The 18,070-nt window shown below is 63.7% G+C and carries 16 protein-coding genes; 12 read left to right on the top strand and 4 right to left on the bottom strand.

The features are described from left to right. The first annotated feature begins 51 nt into the window (after positions 1-51). The gene (locus tag H0S73_RS06190; RefSeq protein ID WP_181051336.1) at positions 52-789 is read left to right on the top strand and encodes an adenylate/guanylate cyclase domain-containing protein; all 738 of its coding nucleotides are present in this window, start codon (positions 52-54) and stop codon (positions 787-789) included. Here H0S73_RS06190 and tlpA read toward each other — a convergent pair. Then, entirely contained in the window at positions 679-1,443 is a 765-nt protein-coding gene (gene tlpA, locus H0S73_RS06185) for a thiol:disulfide interchange protein TlpA (protein ID WP_181051335.1), read from the bottom strand. The genes H0S73_RS06190 and tlpA overlap by 111 nt on opposite strands. Before the next feature lie 168 nt (positions 1,444-1,611). Here tlpA and lptM point away from each other — a divergent pair, with 168 nt between their 5' ends. The 10 genes from lptM (at position 1,612) to H0S73_RS06135 (ending at position 11,204) form a co-directional block, all read left to right on the top strand. Continuing rightward, positions 1,612-1,860 (top strand): LPS translocon maturation chaperone LptM, encoded by a 249-nt coding sequence (lptM, locus tag H0S73_RS06180; RefSeq protein WP_181051334.1) that lies wholly within the window; start codon positions 1,612-1,614, stop codon positions 1,858-1,860. A gap of 8 nt (positions 1,861-1,868) precedes the next feature. Next, on the top strand, positions 1,869-3,137 hold the full coding sequence (gene lysA, locus H0S73_RS06175) for a diaminopimelate decarboxylase (RefSeq protein ID WP_181051333.1): 1,269 nt from the start codon (positions 1,869-1,871) through the stop codon (positions 3,135-3,137). Between the two features lie 210 nt (positions 3,138-3,347). Next, positions 3,348-5,942: a TIGR02302 family protein gene (locus tag H0S73_RS06170; RefSeq protein ID WP_181051332.1), complete on the top strand. Its 2,595-nt coding sequence runs from the start codon at positions 3,348-3,350 to the stop codon at positions 5,940-5,942. Between the two features lie 75 nt (positions 5,943-6,017). After that, the gene (locus H0S73_RS06165) at positions 6,018-6,209 is read left to right on the top strand and encodes a twin transmembrane helix small protein (protein WP_009763302.1); all 192 of its coding nucleotides are present in this window, start codon (positions 6,018-6,020) and stop codon (positions 6,207-6,209) included. 168 nt (positions 6,210-6,377) lie between these two features. Further along, positions 6,378-6,965, top strand: a complete 588-nt coding sequence (locus H0S73_RS06160; RefSeq protein ID WP_181051331.1) for an acyloxyacyl hydrolase — start codon at positions 6,378-6,380, stop codon at positions 6,963-6,965. Between the two features lie 25 nt (positions 6,966-6,990). Beyond that, positions 6,991-7,566, top strand: a complete 576-nt coding sequence (locus H0S73_RS06155) for a cob(I)yrinic acid a,c-diamide adenosyltransferase (RefSeq protein ID WP_181051330.1) — start codon at positions 6,991-6,993, stop codon at positions 7,564-7,566. Between the two features lie 114 nt (positions 7,567-7,680). Next, a complete protein-coding gene (locus H0S73_RS06150; protein WP_181051329.1) occupies positions 7,681-8,388 on the top strand; it encodes a rhomboid family intramembrane serine protease in 708 nt (235 codons plus the stop codon). Between the two features lie 150 nt (positions 8,389-8,538). Beyond that, complete coding sequence (locus H0S73_RS06145; RefSeq protein ID WP_181051328.1) at positions 8,539-9,288, top strand: electron transfer flavoprotein subunit beta/FixA family protein; 750 nt, start codon at positions 8,539-8,541, stop codon at positions 9,286-9,288. A gap of 14 nt (positions 9,289-9,302) precedes the next feature. Continuing rightward, on the top strand, positions 9,303-10,247 hold the full coding sequence (locus H0S73_RS06140; protein WP_181051327.1) for an electron transfer flavoprotein subunit alpha/FixB family protein: 945 nt from the start codon (positions 9,303-9,305) through the stop codon (positions 10,245-10,247). Between the two features lie 75 nt (positions 10,248-10,322). After that, positions 10,323-11,204 (top strand): 3-hydroxybutyryl-CoA dehydrogenase, encoded by an 882-nt coding sequence (locus H0S73_RS06135; protein WP_009763296.1) that lies wholly within the window; start codon positions 10,323-10,325, stop codon positions 11,202-11,204. 1,772 nt (positions 11,205-12,976) lie between these two features. Here the strand turns inward: H0S73_RS06135 and H0S73_RS06130 are convergent. The 3 genes from H0S73_RS06130 to H0S73_RS06120 are packed head-to-tail and all read right to left on the bottom strand — an operon-like array spanning position 12,977 to position 15,929. Then, positions 12,977-14,752, bottom strand: coding sequence for an ABC-three component system protein (locus H0S73_RS06130; protein WP_181051326.1), 1,776 nt, complete (start codon positions 14,750-14,752; stop codon positions 12,977-12,979). Then, positions 14,749-15,000, bottom strand: coding sequence for an ABC-three component system middle component 6 (locus H0S73_RS06125; protein WP_181051325.1), 252 nt, complete (start codon positions 14,998-15,000; stop codon positions 14,749-14,751). Before H0S73_RS06125 ends, H0S73_RS06130 begins: the two co-directional genes overlap by 4 nt. Then, positions 14,997-15,929: an ABC-three component system protein gene (locus tag H0S73_RS06120; protein ID WP_181051324.1), complete on the bottom strand. Its 933-nt coding sequence runs from the start codon at positions 15,927-15,929 to the stop codon at positions 14,997-14,999. The genes H0S73_RS06125 and H0S73_RS06120 overlap by 4 nt, the downstream gene beginning before the upstream one ends. Before the next feature lie 1,073 nt (positions 15,930-17,002). Between H0S73_RS06120 and H0S73_RS06115 the strand changes: the two genes are divergently transcribed. Continuing rightward, a complete protein-coding gene (locus H0S73_RS06115; RefSeq protein ID WP_181051323.1) occupies positions 17,003-18,067 on the top strand; it encodes a site-specific integrase in 1,065 nt (354 codons plus the stop codon). Positions 18,068-18,070 lie beyond the last annotated feature (3 nt).

Below are 18,070 nucleotides of genomic sequence, written 5' to 3'. Positions count from 1 at the left end.
GATCACTCCGCCCGTCGGGTCGGTTCCGCTGCGATCTTGAAGGGCTCACCCATGGCGCCCGTCCATTCCAGGATCTGCAAGGGTTGCTGGCAGCAGCTGCACATTCCCGTGCCTCTCCGGGGGCCGGCTTCCGTGCCTTTCCGCATCTTCGGCATTCGCCCAAGCCGGATGAACCCGAATACCTGCACGGTCTGCGAGCTCATGTTCACGCGGATCATGAAGGCCCGCAAGATTCCCGTCGACGTCTCCGTCCTTTTCGCGGACCTCAGGGGCTATACGACCCTGTCTCGGTCGCTCCCGCCCGACGCGGTCTCATCTCTGCTCGATGCCTTCTACGACGAATGCGCGGAGGCGATCTGGGAATATGATGGCCTGCTCAACAAGACCATCGGCGACTCCGTCATGGCGCTGTTCAATTTCCCCATCCAGCAGCCGAACCATGCCGAGCAGGCGGTTCGGGCCGGGCGCGAGATCCTGCGCCGCTGCGAGATCCGCCGCAAGACTTTGCTCTCAGACCATGCGGCCCTTGGCGACACCGATCTCGGAGTCGGGATCGGGATCGACTCGGGGGTGACGAGTTTCGGGGAATTCGGCCGTTCGCATCGCGACCTGACCGCGATCGGCCCCGTGGTGAACACGGCCGCCCGCGCCCAGGCCGCGGCGGCAACGGGTGAAATCCTAGTCACTCAGGCTGTTTACGACAGGGCCGGGCGCGACACGGTCAAAGGCGAAGGGCGGGAGTATCGCCTGAAAGGCTTCGAGGCTCCCGTCCAGCTTTACGCGGCCTGACGATCTGGAGCGATTCAGGGCCGCTTTCATGAACGCGACGGCATCGGGCGAAGCCCATTCGGCCGGTCCCTTCAGCAGGGCGACCTCACAGCCCGCCGCATCGATCACGAAGGTGGTCGGCAGGCCGACCACATGGCCGGATTTCTGCAGCACCTGCAGCAGCTTGCCTTCGGGATCCGCGTGATAGGCCAGGTTCCGGATGCCGTTCTCCTGCAGCCAGGCCTTCGGCTTCTCGCGGTTGCGGGTGTCTACGTTTATGGCGACGACCTGAAAATCGGGGCCGCCCAGCTCCGTCTGGAGCTTGTCGAGGGCGGGCATTTCCTGGCGGCACGGCACGCACCAGGTCGCCCAGAGATTGACCAGGATCGTCTTGCCCTTGAAGTCCGACAGGCTCATCGGCTGCCCCTCGGGGCCGTTGAAGGCGATGACGGGCGGAGGCTTCGGGGCATGGCTCACCCCGACGGCTGCCACCTCACCCTTGGCGAGCGGCTTCAGGCGCTCGGCCGTGGGCTGCGACGCACGGCATTCGGCGACGCCGGCCGCCATGGGATCACGGGGCGCAAGGCCATACCAGGCCGCCCCCGCGCCTGCGGCAACGGCAAGAGCACCGAGACCGAGAAGCCAGCTTTTCCGGGAATTCACTGCGTTCGACATGGCCGTTGATGTGGCGCTTTTTCGCGCGGGCCTCAAGCCCTTGCGTCCAAAACGCGACCGTTGACCCATCACGAAAGCGTTGAGCAAGGGGCCTGTTGTCTCTCACACCTTGCCTCTCGCATCCTCAAACGCTTCCCGCTATGGTGCGGCCACGTTTCGGAGCTTGTAATGTCGTCCAGCCTGACTTTTCCCCGCGCGGTTGTGGTTGCGGGCCTTCTCGTCCTCGGTCTGACCGCCTGCGGCCGACGCGGCGCCCTTGAGCCGCCGCCGGATGCCTCCGCCCAGGCGGCCGAGACCCAGACCCAGGTGCCGGCGAGCGATACGGCCCTGCCCTCCCCGGTCGGCACCCCACGCTCCAAAGCCAACCGGGGCTACACGATCCCGGACAAGCCGTTTATCCTCGACCCGCTGCTCTAGGCTTTGCGATGCACCACTTTGCCTATCGTGACGGCGTCCTCCACGCGGAGGGCGTCGATCTGCGCCGCCTCGCGGACGAGGTAGGAACCCCGTTCTATTGCTATTCCTCGGCCACCCTGGAGCGGCACTACCGGGTCTTCGCCGAGGCTTTCGCCGAGACGGACGCCCTGGTCTGCTATGCCATGAAGGCCAATTCCAACCAGGCGGTGCTCAGGACGCTCGGCCGCCTCGGGGCCGGCATGGACATCGTGTCCGAGGGCGAGCTGCGCCGCGCGCTGGCCGCCGGCGTCCCGGGCGAGCGGATCGTGTTCTCGGGCGTCGGCAAGACCCGGTCCGAGATGGCCTTCGCCCTCGACAGTGGCATCCTCTGCTTCAACGTGGAATCCGAGCCGGAACTCGAGGCGCTGTCCGAGGTCGCGCTCTCCAAGGGCGCGCGCGCGCCCGTGTCGATCCGAATCAACCCGGACGTGGACGCCAAGACCCACGCCAAGATCTCGACCGGCAAGTCCGAGAACAAGTTCGGCATCCCCATCGCCCGGGCCCGGGAGGTCTATGCGAGGGCGGCGGCGCTCAAGGGGATCGCTGTCACCGGCGTCGACATGCATATCGGCAGCCAGATCACCGATCTGGCCCCTTACGACAACGCGACCGCCCTTCTGGCCGAGCTGGCCCGGGACCTGATGGCCGACGGGCACAAGCTCCACCATATCGATCTCGGCGGCGGCCTCGGCATCCCCTATCGCGAGAACAACGAACCGCCGCCCGATCCGCAGGCCTATGCGGCGATCATCAAGCGCCACACCAAGGATCTCGGCCTCAAGCTCGTCTTCGAGATGGGCCGCCTGATCGCCGGCAATGCGGGCGTGCTCGTCGCCCGTGTCATCTACGTCAAGCAGGGTGCCGACAAGCCCTTCGTGATCGTCGATGCCGCCATGAACGACCTCATCCGTCCGACGCTCTACGAAGCCCATCACGACATCAAGCCGGTCGCAGAGGCCACGCCCGATACGCCGCGCATCGTCGCCGACGTGGTCGGCCCCGTCTGCGAGACCGGCGACTATCTCGCCCTCTCCCGGGACATGCCGGAGGTCAAGGCCGGCGACCTCATCGCCATCATGACCGCCGGCGCCTACGGGGCGGTCCAGGCCAGCACCTACAACACCCGGCGTCTCGTGCCCGAGGTGCTCGTCCGCGGCGAGGACCACGCCGTGGTGCGCCCGCGCCCGACCTACGAAGAGCTGATCGGGCTCGACCGGGTCCCGGACTGGCTGGCTTGAGAGCCACCATTTCGGAACCGACACGCGGTCTTTCGCTCGCGCGAATCTCCGATTTGCCTCGAACAACGCGCCATCTGAACGATTGAGGGTTTGACCGCTCACCTCTTGTTGAAGCTCCGCGCGCAATTGACCGCTGGTCATCCGGGTCTCGCGTGCTAGCTTTTTCAACCGGGGGTCACTGCACATTCCGTGCAGCGGGAGATGTTTGGCATGAGCGAAGGCCCGAACCCGTCGCCGGGACGCAGCCCCCTGAACCAGCGGTTCGGGCGCCTGGTCGCTCATGCGCGTTGGTCCCTCTGGTGGGAGGAAGCCTGGCCTCGGCTCTGGCTGCCTTTCGCCATCGTGCTCCTGTTCTTTACCCTCTCCTGGCTCGGGCTCTGGCTCGATCTCACGCCCTTCTGGCGCTCCATCGGCCTGGGCCTCTTCGCTTTGGCCTTCCTCCTGTCGCTCTGGCCGCTTCTTCGCCTGCGCATGCCCAGCCGGACGCGTGCACTCGACCGGCTCGACCGCGACACGGGCCTGAGTCACGGCCCGGCCCGCGTCCTCGACGATACGCTGGCCCTCGGCGCGGCCGATCCCGGCACCAAAGCGCTCTGGGCCCTTCATCGTAAGCGCGCGGAGGATGCCGTCAGCCGCATGCGCGTCGGCCTGCCCCGGCCCGACATGCCGCAGCGCGACCGTTATGCCTTTCGAGCCGCAGGGCTTCTCGCCCTGGTGGCGAGCGCCTTCGTGGCGGGACCGGAGATCGGCTCGCGGCTCGCCGCGGCCTTCGACTGGCGGAAGATCGAGACCGCCTCCCCGTCCTTCCGCATCGATGGCTGGATCGACCCGCCCCTTTATACCCGCACGCCGCCGCTGATGATCGACCTGGCGCGGGGACAGAACCTGCGCGCCCCGATCCACTCGACCGTGGTGATCCGGATCGCCGGCGAGGGCAGCGCCGAGGTCACGCCGGGCAAGGGCCTGACGCCCCTCCCGGCCAAGGCCAACCAACGCGCCGACATGCGCGAGGAGCGCTATGTCCTCGACGGATCGAGCGAGCTGACGGTCAGCACGGGCTTCGCGCACAGCGTGACGCTCGCCATCGAGGCCATTCCCGACCGGCTGCCCGAGATCGCCTTCACCACGCCGCCCGAGGTCAATGCGCGCGGCACCTTCACCTTGAGCTACAAGGGCAAGGACGATTACGGCATCGTGGCGCTCGACGGCATCGTGGAGAAGGCCGACAACAGCAAGGGGCGCTCCCTCGTCCCCGCTCCCCAGCTCACCCTGGCCCTCCCAAGCCATGAGGAGAACGCGCCGGACACCAAGTCGCCGGTCGACCTCACGAACCACGCCTGGGCCGGCGCGCCGGTGACGATCCAGCTCAAGGCCAAGGACGAAGCCGGCCAGGAGGCGCTCAGCGAGAAGATCACCTTCACCCTGCCGCAGCGCCCCTTCACCAACCCTCTCGCCAAAGCGCTTGTCGAACAGCGGCGCAATCTCGTGCTCGCACCCGACGACCGCAAGCGCGTGCAGGTGGCGCTCGACGCACTGCTGATCGCCCCGGAGGAATACACGCCGCAATGGGGCGTGTTCATGGGCCTGCGGACCGGTGCGGAGCGCCTGCGCGTCGCCAGGACCGACCAGGAGCTGCTCGATGTGGCCGATTGGCTCTGGGCCATGGCGCTCCAGATCGAGGACGGCAACCTGTCCGATGCCGAGCGGGACCTGCGCGCCGCCCAGGAGCGCCTGAAGGAGGCCATGGACCGGAATGCGCCGGACGAGGAGATCCGCCGCCTGACGGACGAGCTGCGGCAGGCCATGGACAAGTTCCTGCGCGAATTCGCCCAGCGCATGCAGCAGAACCAGCAATCCCAGGATCAGAACCAGCGCACGCCGCCGGACCGGATGATCTCGCAGGACGACCTCAACCGCATGCTGCGCCAGATGGAGGATGCCATGCGCCGGGGCGACGTGGCCGAGGCCCAGCGCCTGCTCGAGCAGCTGCGCAACATCCTGGAGAATCTGCAGACGGCCCAGCCCAACAGCCGCATGACCGATCCGCTCGGACGCGAGATGAACCAAGCCATGCAGGACATGGAGGACATGGCGCGCGAGCAGCAGAACCTGCGCGACGAGACCTTCCGCGACGGCCAGAACCGCCGGATGCAGCAGGGCGACCGCCCTCGCCAGGGGCAACGTCAGGGCCAGCGTCAGCAGGGACAGCGCCAGCAAGGTCAGCAGGGTCAGCAGGGCGAAGATCAGGATCAGGCCGAGAACGGCCAGGGCGGTCAGGACCAGGATCCCTTAGGCTTGCGGCAGAGGCAGCAGGCTCTGCGGGAAAGGCTGGAAGAACTGCAGCGCCGGATGCAGGGCATGGGCATGCAGAACGAGCAGGGCCTGGGCGATGCCGAGCAGGCCATGCGCGAGGCCGAAGGCGCCCTGGGCCAGGGCCAGGACGGCCCGGCGGTGGACGCCCAGGGCCGGGCACTGGAAAATCTCCGGCGCGGCATGCAGGGCATGGCCCAGCAGATGCAACAGATGCAGCAGGGCGACGGCCAGGGGAACGAACAGGCCGGCGACCAGCCCGGCCAGGGCAATCCGCAAGGCAACCAGCAGGCGGGCCAGCGCGACACCGATCCTCTCGGACGGCCCACTCGGAACCGGGACTATTCCGACGGCCGCGTCGACGTTCCCAGCGCCAACCAGTCGCCCGCCCAAAGGGCGCAGCGGATCTTGGAAGAATTGCGGCGCAAGCTGGGCGATCCGAGCCGACCGCAGGAAGAACTCGATTATTTCGAGCGGCTGCTGCGGCGGAATTGACAGGAGGGCAAACGGCCCTCTTGCCTCTCCTCTGGGTTCAGGCCACGGTCGCCCGAACTTCTCGATGGAATCAAGATGACGAGTTTTGTGGACTTGCTTGTGCCGATTGCCGTGGTGGCCGTCGCCTTCGTGCTGCTTCTGGGCCTGATCAACATGCTGCGCGGCGGCAATGCCAATCGGTCGCAGCACCTCATGCGCCTGCGCGTCCTGCTTCAGTTCGTGGCGATCATCGTGATCATGGGCGTGATCTGGTGGCGCGCTGCATGACGCTCCGACATGACGTTTGGAGAGGTGCAAAAACCTGTGCCTGTCGGCCACATGAGGCGCCCGTCACCTTCGTATTGACACTTTTTCGCCACGGTTTGTATTAAGAGAACGTTAGCCATAACGGCATAGCCTGTTGGCCTCATTTTTTATTCAGTTACGGATCTCTTGATGCGCATCAGCCCAGCCATAGGCATGAGCCTTCTCGTCCTCTTCATGGGGACGTCGGGCGTCCTAGGCTCCGAAAAGCGGCAAACGAGTTCCTCCCAGGCCTCAGCCCAGCCGAGCCTGCTGTCGGAGTTCCGTTTTGGATTCTCCGCGCAGGATCCGTGGGGTCCGGAAGGAAAAGACGGCTCCGCCAACATCACCGGCGAAATCCTTTTTTCGAAACCGTTCACTGCTTCGGACCTTTTCACCAGCTATTTCATCCCCCGTCCGCATGTGGGCGGCAGCCTGAATTTCGACGGTCGGACCAGCTTCGCCTATGCGGGCCTGTCCTGGACCGTCGACGTCACGCCCGACATCTTCGTCGAGGGCAGCATCGGCGGTGCCTTTCACAGCGGCAAGGATCATCCGCTGGCCCACCGCCAGGAACTCGGGTGTTCGCCCCTCTTCCGCGAATCGGGTTCAGTCGGCGTTCGGCTCTCGGCCAACTGGAGCGTGATGGCGACCGTCGAACATCTCTCCAATGGCGGCGTCTGCTCCGACGAGAATAGAGGCTTGACGAATGTCGGCGCGCGGGTTGGGTATTCGTTCTGATTGAAGTCCAACCTTCGGGTTTCGCATGGTCGTTCTCAACCGCATCTACACCCGCACCGGCGACAAGGGCACCACGGCCCTCGCCGCCGGCGGACGTCGCCCGAAATTCGATTTGCGCATCGAGGCCTACGGCACGGTCGACGAGACCAATGCCTGCATCGGCTTGGTTCGCCTGCACACGGCAGGCCACGAGATCGACGCGATGCTCGGCCGCATCCAGAACGATCTGTTCGATCTCGGCGCCGATCTCGCCACCATCGAGACGGACAAGCCCCTTCCCTATGAGCCGCTGCGTATCACGCAGGGGCAGGTCGATCGACTCGAACAGGAGATCGACCGGCTCAACGCGGAACTGTCGGTTCTGCGCTCCTTCATCCTCCCGGGCGGCACTCCCGCCGCAGCGGCCCTCCACCTCGCCCGCACAGTCTGCCGGCGCGCGGAGCGCCTTGTGGTGGAACTCATGGAAAAGCCGGACGAGACGGTGTCTCCGGAAACCGTGAAGTACCTGAACCGTCTGTCGGACTTCCTTTTCGTTGCGTCCCGATACGTCAATGACAAGGGCGCGCTCGACGTCCTCTGGGTGCCCGGACAGAACCGTTAGAGAACCGAACCCATAACCGGGTCCACTTTTCCGCACGATGCGCCCTTGAAGATCGCATCGTTCGGAGCGGAAAACCGGGTCCACTTTTCCGCACGATGCGCTAGGATCGGACCCATGTTTCTACCGCTTCACGATGGCGTCCCGCTCAAGAACATGAAGACGCCGCTCGCGACGCGGTTTCTGATCGGCATCTGCGTGGTCGCTTATCTCTTCACCTTCTATGGGCCTCTCGGCGAGGACGCGGTGGTGGGCGGTCTCGGATTCATCCCGTCGGTCCTGTTCGGAACCGAGGTCCTGCCGGAAGGCTATCCCTTCGTCCCGGCCGAGATGACGCTCGCCACCAACATCTTCCTGCACGGCTCGCTGTTCCACCTGATCGGCAACATGCTGTTCCTCTGGGTGTTCGGCGACAACGTGGAGGACGCGATGGGGCATGTCCGCTTCATCGTCTTCTTCCTGCTCTGCGGGATGGCCGCGAGCCTGGCCCATGCCTTCATCACCACAGAGCCTCACAGGCCCCTGATCGGAGCCTCCGGCGGCGTATCGGGCGTGGTGGCCGCCTATCTCATCCTCTATCCGCGTGTGAAGATCTGGGGCCTGTTCCTGAAGGGCATTCCCCTTCACCTTCCGGCCTATTGGACTATCGGCCTCTGGTTCGCCCTGCAGCTCGCCTCGGCCTTTCTGGGCGGAGACGAGAGCGTGGGCTGGTTCGCCCATCTCGGCGGCTTCCTTGTGGGCGCCATGCTCATCCCCCTCATGCGCCGCCGGTACGACCCCGTGCTCGCCCGCGCCCAGGCGCAGGAACTCCAGGCGCCGCGCTGACGACCGGAACGGCCGCCGCAGCGGATGGCGCCGAAAAGTGGTTTCCACTTTTCGGCCCGATGCTCTAGGTTCCCATCCGCCTTTTTCCTATATGTCCGGAGAGCTGGCTTTCGGCCATATCCGGATCCGACCTTTGGTGAGGACAAACGAATGAAGCTTCTGGTGTGCGTGAAGCGGGTAGTGGACTACAACGTGAAGATCCGGGTGAAGCCGGACGGGTCGGGCGTGGAACTGGCCAACATCAAGATGTCCATGAACCCCTTCGACGAGATCGCCGTCGAGGAAGCCGTGCGCCTGAAGGAGCAGGGCAAGGCCACCGAGATCGTCGCCGTCTCCATCGGTCCGCAGCAGGCTGGCGAGACCATCCGCACCGCGCTGGCCATGGGCGCCGACCGCGGCATCCTGGTCAAGACCGACGCCCCTGTCGAGCCGCTCGCCGTCGCCAAGATCCTGGCCAAGGTGGTCGAGCAGGAAAAGCCCGATCTCGTCATCATGGGCAAGCAGGCGATCGACGACGATTCCAACCAGACCGGCCAGATGCTCGCCGCCCTGCTGGGCTGGCCGCAGGGCACCTTCGCGTTCAAGGTCAATGTCGGCGAAGGCTCCATCGACGTCACCCGCGAGGTCGATGGCGGCCTGCAGACGGTGGGCCTCAAGCTGCCGGCCATCGTCACCACGGACCTGCGCCTCAACGAGCCGCGCTATGCGTCGTTGCCCAACATCATGAAGGCCAAGAAGAAGCCGCTCGACGAGACGAGCCCTGAGACGCTCGGCGTCGATGTCGCCCCGCGCCTGAAGGTCGTGAAGACCGCCGAGCCCGGAGGCCGCAAGGCGGGCGTGAAGGTCGGCTCCGTGGCCGAACTGGTCCAGAAGCTCAAAGTCGAAGCCGGCGTGCTCTAAGGAGAACAAGAACGATGACCACTCTTCTGATCGCCGAGCACGACAACGCTCACCTGAAGGACGCCACCCACAAGGCGCTCTCGGCGGCCAAGGCCCTGGGGGCTCCGGTGCATGTTCTGGTCGCCGGCTCGAACGCCAAGGCGGCGGCCGAGGCTGCATCCAAGCTCGAAGGTGTGGAGAAGGTGCTGCTCGCCGATGCTCCGGCTTACGAGCACCAGCTCGCCGAGCCGACCGCAGCCCTCATCATGTCGCTGGCCGGTTCCTACGACGCCCTGGTGGCGCCCGCCACCAGCAAGGGCAAGAACGTGATGCCGCGCGTCGCCGCCCTGCTCGACGTGATGCAGGTCTCCGACATCATCAAGGTCGTGTCGCCCGACACCTTCGAGCGGCCGATCTATGCCGGCAACGCCATCCAGACCGTGCAGGCGACCGATGCCAAGAAGGTCATCACGGTTCGGACCGCCGCCTTCCAGGCTGCGGGCGAAGGCGGCTCTGCTTCAATTGAGGCTGTCGGCTCTGCCGACGATCCGGGCGTGTCGTCGTTCAAGGGCGAGGAGATCGCCCAGACCGACCGGCCCGAGCTGACCTCGGCCAAGATCATCATCTCGGGCGGGCGCTCGCTCGGCTCGGCGGATGCCTTCAAGCAGTACATCGAACCGATCGCCGACAAGCTCGGTGCGGCCATGGGCGCCTCGCGCGCGGCCGTCGATGCGGGTTATGCTCCCAACGACTGGCAGGTGGGCCAGACCGGCAAGGTGGTGGCGCCCGATCTCTACATCGCGGTGGGTATTTCAGGGGCTATTCAGCATCTGGCCGGCATGAAGGATTCCAAAGTGATCGTGGCGATCAACAAGGACGAGGAGGCCCCGATCTTCCAGGTGGCCGATTACGGCCTCGTCGGCGACCTCTTCCAGATCCTCCCGGAGCTGAAGGAGGAGTTGACCAAAGCTGGTCAATAAGGTCAGGAATAGCGACGGACCGGGCGGCTCTCCGCCCGGCCCGCATGTGGCGATTGGATGCAGGCAGAAGGTCAGATGGGCATAGAGATCAAAACGGTTGGCGTTGTCGGCTCGGGACAGATGGGCAGCGGCATCGCCCATGTCTGCTCGCTCGCGGGGTTGAACGTCCGGCTGAACGATCTCTCGGAAGATCGGATCAATGCCGGGCTCGCCACGATCAACGGCAACATGGCGCGCCAGGTCTCAAAGGGCGTCATCACCGATGCCGACCGGCAGGCCGCGCTCGAGCGGATCAAACCGGCCCGCACCTACGACGACTTGGCGGTCTGCGATATCGTCATCGAGGCCGCGACCGAGAACGAGGAGGTGAAGCGCAAGATCTTCACCAATCTCAGCCCTTCGCTGCGCCCCGACGCGCTGCTCGCCACCAACACGTCGTCGATCTCGATCACGCGCCTCGCGGCCGCGACCGACCGGCCGGAGCGGTTCATCGGCATCCATTTCATGAACCCGGTCCCGGTCATGCAGCTCGTCGAGCTCATCCGCGGCATCGCCACCGAGGACCATACTTACGAATCCGCCAAGGAATTCATCGCGAAGCTCGGCAAGACCTCGACCGTGTCCGAGGATTTCCCAGCCTTCATCGTCAACCGCATCCTGCTGCCGATGATCAACGAGGCGATCTACACCCTTTACGAGGGCGTGGGCTCGGTCGAAGCCATCGACACGGCCATGCGGCTCGGCGCCAACCATCCCATGGGCCCGCTGCAGCTGGCCGATTTCATCGGCCTGGATACCTGCCTGTCGATCATGCAGGTGCTGCACGAGGGCCTGGCCGATTCCAAGTACCGCCCCTGCCCGCTCCTAGTGAAATACGTCGAAGCCGGCTGGCTCGGACGGAAGACCAAGCGCGGGTTCTACGATTATCGCGGCGAGAAGCCGGTTCCGACCCGCTGAAGGCCAACTCAAGAGTTTAAGGGCGGGACACCCGCCCCTCTGCCGGTCCTGCGGCCCTACCCCATGTCCGATGACGAGAAGGCCTGGAACACTTCCCTCCTGAGCCTTCCGGCAAGACCGCGGCTGCGGGAATCGACACGGTTGCCAACCCATCCTGATCGCAATCGCACATCCGCAAAATCTGAGACCCGCCGCAACGCGGACGGCTTCGATCCTGTGCGCAGGGCAATAATCGCTCGAAGGTTCGATACCCCGACCGGTAACCCTGTGAAAAGCTGCTATTTCAGGAAGTTAAATGGCGGAGAGGGGGAGATTCTCCGCCGGCTTCGCGAAAACCGTTGCTGAACAAGGTTTTTTGGCTGCCGTGATGTATAGCCTTTGTACCAGCCCTTTGTACCTTCGTCCACCCTCATGGACAAAGACCGCTTGAGTTCATCTTGCCCAGCCTGCCCATGCTTGGGAACTAAACAACTGACTGCGCAACGTGTGCTGGGTCACGGCGTACCGCGATCTCGCAAGCATGTGGCCAACAGCGTATCCATTCTCTGTCGCAGCCCGGGAGAGTTCCGTCATCGGCTTCTATACGCATTTTATCCATCCGCGGCTCGTCAACTGTATCTGCTCAATGGAGGCAAGCGCCAATAAACGTCCGAAAGTTGCCCGAGGGTCTCTGGCATGGTGCTTGAGATCGGGATTGGGCTGGGGCTGAACCAGCCGCTGTACGATCCTTCCGCGTCACACTCGTGATCAGTGTCGATCCCGAGCGGACTTAATGAAGCGGGGCCGCTCGCCGGTCCCGCTGAAGATCACAGGTGTCGGTCACGGCGCTGTCTGTGGCGGATGCCTCCGTCGACACGGCGGTCACCACCTACACTCCGTGCTTGGTGGAGGATCCGGTTAAGGTCTTGCGCGTGCTGCGGCTGGGTGGACGCGTCCTGTTCCTGGAGCACGGCAAGTCATGCGAAGCTGGCGTGGTCACTTGGCAGCAGCAACTCAACCGATCTGGTGCAGGCTGGCCGTGCGATGCAATCTGACCCACCCGTTCAAAAGCTCCTAGACAGGGCAGGCTTCACGATCCGCAGCATCGAGCACTCCTACCTCTGTGGTGCGCCGCGACCAATTGGCTTCCTGTGCCAGGGCGCGGCGTAAGCCGCATAACGAGGCCTCATACATATATGTACGGCTGGTAGTATAAATCTTGTCGGATAGGATTTCAACTGGAGGGCAGTCCGCGAATTGTTTGTTTCGCAGACATAACTCGTAGTTCAGGAGAAAGCCCGTATACGCACTCCCTGCTTCTAACAATCCGTGATGGCTGCCGATACTGGTGACAAAGTGAGTGCACTTTGCGTTCTATGTGTTTCAGGGGTTGACACTTGCACCGTGAACACGCGCTGAACTCCCCATGACCTCATAATATGTCAGAATACAGCCGATTATCGTAGTCAATGCCCCCAGTCGAAGCTGGAGGAGGCCAATAGGCTGCTACTATGGTGCAGTGTACGCCGCGTTACATCCTCATCAACGCCGCATGGTGGACTGCTTCGAGTAGGATGACTACCTGCTCAAGGGGTGATGTAGAATACAATGGGATTCGGATCTCCAGCGCCGATCCAGAAGGTGGTTAGCCCTTGATGCAACGTTCGGGCTGGATGTTAGTAGGTCAGATTTGAAACCATCGTCTACAACGGTGACCCTCAAGCCGATGGCGCTGTCGTGGCACCGCATATGGAATATGACCGAACCTCATTCGGACCAAGCGCTTGTGCTCGTCAGTCGAACTGGAAACCGAACAGGCCGCCCGTCTCGCTCTCGTCCCAGAGACGGGTCGGCACCACGATGGCGTCGCGGTCGATGGTGTCCGGCAGGGGCAGGTTGTCGAAGATGTCCGAGTTGAGAGCCACTATGTATTGGGCGCCGAACCGCGTGGCGGTGACAGCTCCGAGGTCGAGCGCGTTCGCGACCTGGCGTGCGTCGACTCCGTCGAAGAGATGGCTGTCGTGGATGAGGAGGCCTGGCCCCTTCTTGCGACCTGACCAGATTGCGAACAGGGCATGATCCAGGCAGAAGATCTCCATGTTGGAGATCCCGCCGCCCCGGTCACCCTGGATCGAGATGCGGAACTCCGGCCCGTTCTCGGTGGCCTCCACCTCGAACTTGCCCTGCCGTTCCTCGTAGAGATGACCGATGGCTTCGCCGATCAGCAGGATCGCCTCGTCCAGCCTGTCCCGTCGCAGCTGATGGTCTTCCTGCAGCCGACGCTTGATGCTCTTCCGGTCAATGCCGAGCTGTGTGGTCTCGCTCTCAAGGGCCTCTGCCGCCTTGAACCGCTCGCGCAGGGAGGCGGCTTCCGCGTCGGCGTCGGCAAGCCGCTTCTGCAGTGCGGTAAAATCCTCCAGGGCACCTCGTCCCTCCAGCATCCGGAGGATCTCGCTGCGCTCGACATCCAGATCCGCCGACCTGATCTCGCCAGTAGCGAGCTCACGTTCGATGCCCTCGATCTCCTCTTGGAGGCGCAGCCTGCGGTTCTCCACCACAGACTGATGAAAACGCTCGACATCCTCGAACCGCCGCTTCGCACTCTCGGGCAGCTCGATTCCGACCGCCTGATAGAGACGATTGACGTCATCCCGTTCAGGCTGGCGCTCGCGCTTCAGTGCCTCCTGAAGATGGGCAAGGGTCTCGCGAAGCGAGACGGCCCGGCGGGTGAGAGCCTGCATCTCCGTCTTGGCGCGGGCGGCCCGGTCCATCATCTCCCGGTAGGACTCATGGACCTGGAACCGGCCGAGCTGCTCGCGCAGCTTGGTCGCCCTGGCCTCGGCGAGGACCAGGGCTGGGCGGAGCTCCGCCACGGTTCCGATTAGGTGGCCGAGCGCTCCGCCCTTTGCCGCCCTCTTGAGCTCCTCCAGCTGGCCCTCCCGCTGCCGCACCATGTGCAGATCGCGGGGGATGCGCCAGTCGAGCCCGAGCAGGTACGAAAGGTTCACTTGCCAGTCCCAGCGCTGCTGCGCCTCGGCCTGCTTCTTCGGGTGCAGGAACGCGCCCGATCCGTAGCGCCGCGCGAAGTACGCGAACAGGGCGCGGAACGACGGGGTGTAGCTCTCCTCGAAGGGCGAGCCCTCCACCACCGCGGGGAAGTCGAAGAACCGGTGGGCCAGGAAGTCCTTCCAGGCCTCGTTCGACACGAACTCTGCGCCGGTCTCCTTGTCCTTCTTCGTGGCCAGCCCGAAATGCTTCGCGCTGCCCTCGTCGATGAACACCCGCGACGCCTTGGCGCCGCTGCGTGCGACGTCCACCTCCCGACCGCCGATGACGAACCGGCCGTTGAAGGTATGGGCGGCCAGAGCCTTGTGGCGGGGGAGGCTGTCGGGATCGGCCTTCCCTCCCAGCAGGAAGTGGATGATCTCGATCAGGCTGGTCTTGCCAGCGCTGTTGCGGGTCTGCCTGTCGTTGGAGCCCGGAGCTTTCGTCGACAGGACGACGTTGAGGCCCCCGTGGAACCTCACGGTCTTGAATGTCAGCAGGCTGCTGCTGATGGAGACGATCATGGCGCACCCTGCCCGGGCCGCACCAGTCCGTCCGCGTCCTCCACCGCATAGATCGTGTACAGGAACGTCAGGGCAAGCACGAACCAGTCAAAGGAGAGGGGTGCCGCGGCCTGGCGGCCACCCCGTGCCGCACGCACGCGATCCCACAGGTCGGACACCGCGCGGGGGCGGTCCAACTGGGCAAGGATCTCCGCGCCGACGCCGATAAGGGCGCGGTGGGGAGAGAGATGTTTGCCGGGAAGAATCATGCGTTCACCTTGGAGGGATGATCCTCGAAGATGTCGCAAGCCTCAAACAGGTAGGCGAGCAGGGCATGTGCGGCGACCTGGCGCTCCGGCGACACGCTTCCGACGCCGGTGATGCCTTCGTAGAGCGAGGCAAGGATCGCGTTCGGCTTCAGTCCTTGCAGCTTCAGGTTCTCGTAGCGGGCCTTGAACACCCTGGCCAGGTGCGTTCCGAGTTCCGGGTCGGGGTGACGGTCGATGTAGTGGCGGACATGCGGGGCGTTGCTGAACCCGGCCACCAGCAGGTGATGCCAGCATCCGGTGATCTTGTTGGTCTCAAGCTTGTCGTAGGGCACAACGGTGATGGGGCCTGTGTCCGGCTGGTCGGCGTCGACGCTCGCCATGACCGCCTTGATCAGATCACTGACCTCCTCCATGCGCATGTTCTGGGTGTCCGCGGCGGTCGCCGCCGGGCCGAGCAGGGCGACCACGTGTTCCTCGTCTAGCCGGAGCACCCGGTCCTCGAACCCCTGTGGTCCGATGAACCCGAATTTGTGCTGGCTGTTTGCGGCCTCGAGCTCCTTCAGCTTGAGGATGGCCTCCACCGGAAAGCCGTCGAACAGGTCGTGGACGAAGTGCCACTCCTTCATGATCACGGAGAGGCCAGCGGCGGCCTTGCCGTAGTCCTTCTCCATCTTGCCGACCATCCCGTCGACGTCCAGCCCCGCATCGTGCAGCTTGTCGTAGCACTGGAAGAGCTGTCCCGACTGGAAGAGATACCCGTCGCACCCCTTGTCTCCGCGGCGTCCGAACGCGCCCACCGGCACGAAGTCGTCGCCGTGCAGCTCGGACATGACGTCGGAGAAGAAGCCTTGGAAGGCGTCGCCGTGCAGCCGCCGCAGGGTCGCTCCAGTAGGGCCTGCCAGTACCAGCGCTGGTGAGGGGGCATCCAAGAGGCCATGGGGGAATAGTCTGATCCATGAGGGGGCAGGTAAGGTCCAGTGAAGGACGGCAGCGGCCGACCCGCAATGGAGACCCGCCGGATATCACAACTTTTTCCCGCGTCCAAAGTCCCCGAGATCAATCTGGGTCTGCTTTAGAGCGGCGGCTGCGTGGGATCCCCGAAGACAGGCGTTTGTAATGGAATTCATCGGGAGCCAAAGAAATGCTCATTACTGTTACAGAACGTAAAAGAAAGCTGCCAAAACAAGCAAGGGGCAAGAAGTTGTCCGAAAGTGCCTTAGCGTAATTTGGCCATTGTGTAGAGGTGCATCTGCTCGAATATAACTTTGTCGATAAACATTGATGGAATTATCTGTGCCTATATTCACCGCCAATAGATGCGCCTCCCCCGATCACCTGCCAATTGGCTCGCAAGGGGGGATTAGAGAGGTTCTTACATGCGCTCGCGTAGCGCCTGCACTTCGCGGAAAAGTTCACAGGATCCTCTTGAGGGGGAGAAGAAGCTCAGTCCATTCTGAATGACCCACTTTAGATCCCGAGATGTACCGTATGTAACGCTTTTCCGGTGATTCCAAACGCGCTTCTGGTCAATACAAACGCACCAACGGTGAACACTAACACTAGTCCGACGAATACGAACGTAAGTTCGGCGAAGCCAAACGCATCGCCCCGAGTTACAATAGGTCCACCGCAACTCACGCCAATTTCAGTGGACCTCGCGAATAGGGTCGGCAGTCTGATACCCGAGCGATATGCCTGACCAGATCCTTGCTCTTGGCAGCGGGGAGCGAAATGGAAATCAGTTTGGCTCCACCAGACTACCTCTCTGAGCCCTCAGATCAGGCGCACTTCATCACCGAATCCTCTTTTCAGGGCCCCTGGCGCAGGATGATTTCGGGTGACGGATGCGCCGAATTTCACGCAGACTCACCGACGGCTGAGCCGTGTAACCTCCTGATTCACCTGCTCCCTTGCGGGGCAGAGCCACCATTCCAGCCGAGCGGGATACTTTCATCGCAAAGGCGTAGTCTCTTGGGACTGTAACGTAGCCCAGGACTTGAGAATGCTGAAACCTTCTCCCTATCCTGATTGCCTGTCCCGCCCGGATGCTGGCGGCAGGGTGCAGGCCCGCTCGTCGAAGACTGAGGACCAGTATCGCATCCGCTATGCAGGCATGGTCCGGCGTCTGAGCCGAGAGCTGGGTTGCCCAACCGTGTCAATCGATGACGTCATCGACGATGTCGTCGCTCGTGCGCACGACCTGAAACCCGCGAGCTTCCGCCAGTACCGCGCAGCCATCCTGCAGGAGCTGCGCGACATGTGGGACGGGGGCTCGATCCCGAGAGAGCGGATCGAGGAACTCGAGGCGAAGCTGCGCAGGATCGAGCGACCTGACGAGGCCGCGATAGGCTCGAAAGGTAGGAGGCGCTGGCGCACGTCGGCGGGGCGAGCACGTCACCTGCCTGAAAGACGCCTAGAGAGCATCGTCCATGCTTTGTATAGCGAAGGATCCGACGAAGCTCGGGCGGCCGCTGGAATCCTGAAGCACGGCTGCTACCTTGGTCTGAGGCCGTCAGAATGGCCAGAGGCTAAGATCATCGGAAACGTGCTGCGCTGTCGGAGTGCAAAATTTTCACCCGAAAACGGTCGGGCACTGGCCGCCACTCGGGATGTCCCCCTCGACGACTACGATGAGGGAGACATCCGCCTCCTGATTGATCTGCTTGAGACGGTAGGGCAGGTAGTCAAGAAGGCAGGGAGTCCGGAGCTTGCGCTTCGTCGCATGCAAGCCGTGCTCCGCAAGGTCCGCGGGAAGGGTAAGCGCAATCGGATTTGCCTCTATACAAGCCGTCATCAATACCGGGCCAACCTCGCGGCCGCTGGGGTCCGCCGCGAGGAGATCGCTGTGCGCATGGGCCACGCCAGCGCCGACACAAATGGATCCCACTATGCTTCAGGGCGCAAAGGCTGGCGCTCCGCGCGGGTGCGCAAGCTCGCATCGATTGCTACCGACTTGTGCGCTCAGGTGCGGCCTGGGGCCCGCACGAAGGCAAAGATTGCTTGTGACCAGCCCCGCACCCGTACAGAAGCCCGAAGGCTCAACGGCGTTTCGATCAGCTATCCATAAGCT

It is taken from the genome of Microvirga mediterraneensis (assembly GCF_013520865.1).
Classification (GTDB): Bacteria; Pseudomonadota; Alphaproteobacteria; order Rhizobiales; family Beijerinckiaceae; genus Microvirga; species Microvirga mediterraneensis.
The sequence above is the reverse complement of the archived record's forward strand: the minus strand, read 5'-3'. Positions and strand labels throughout refer to the sequence as shown.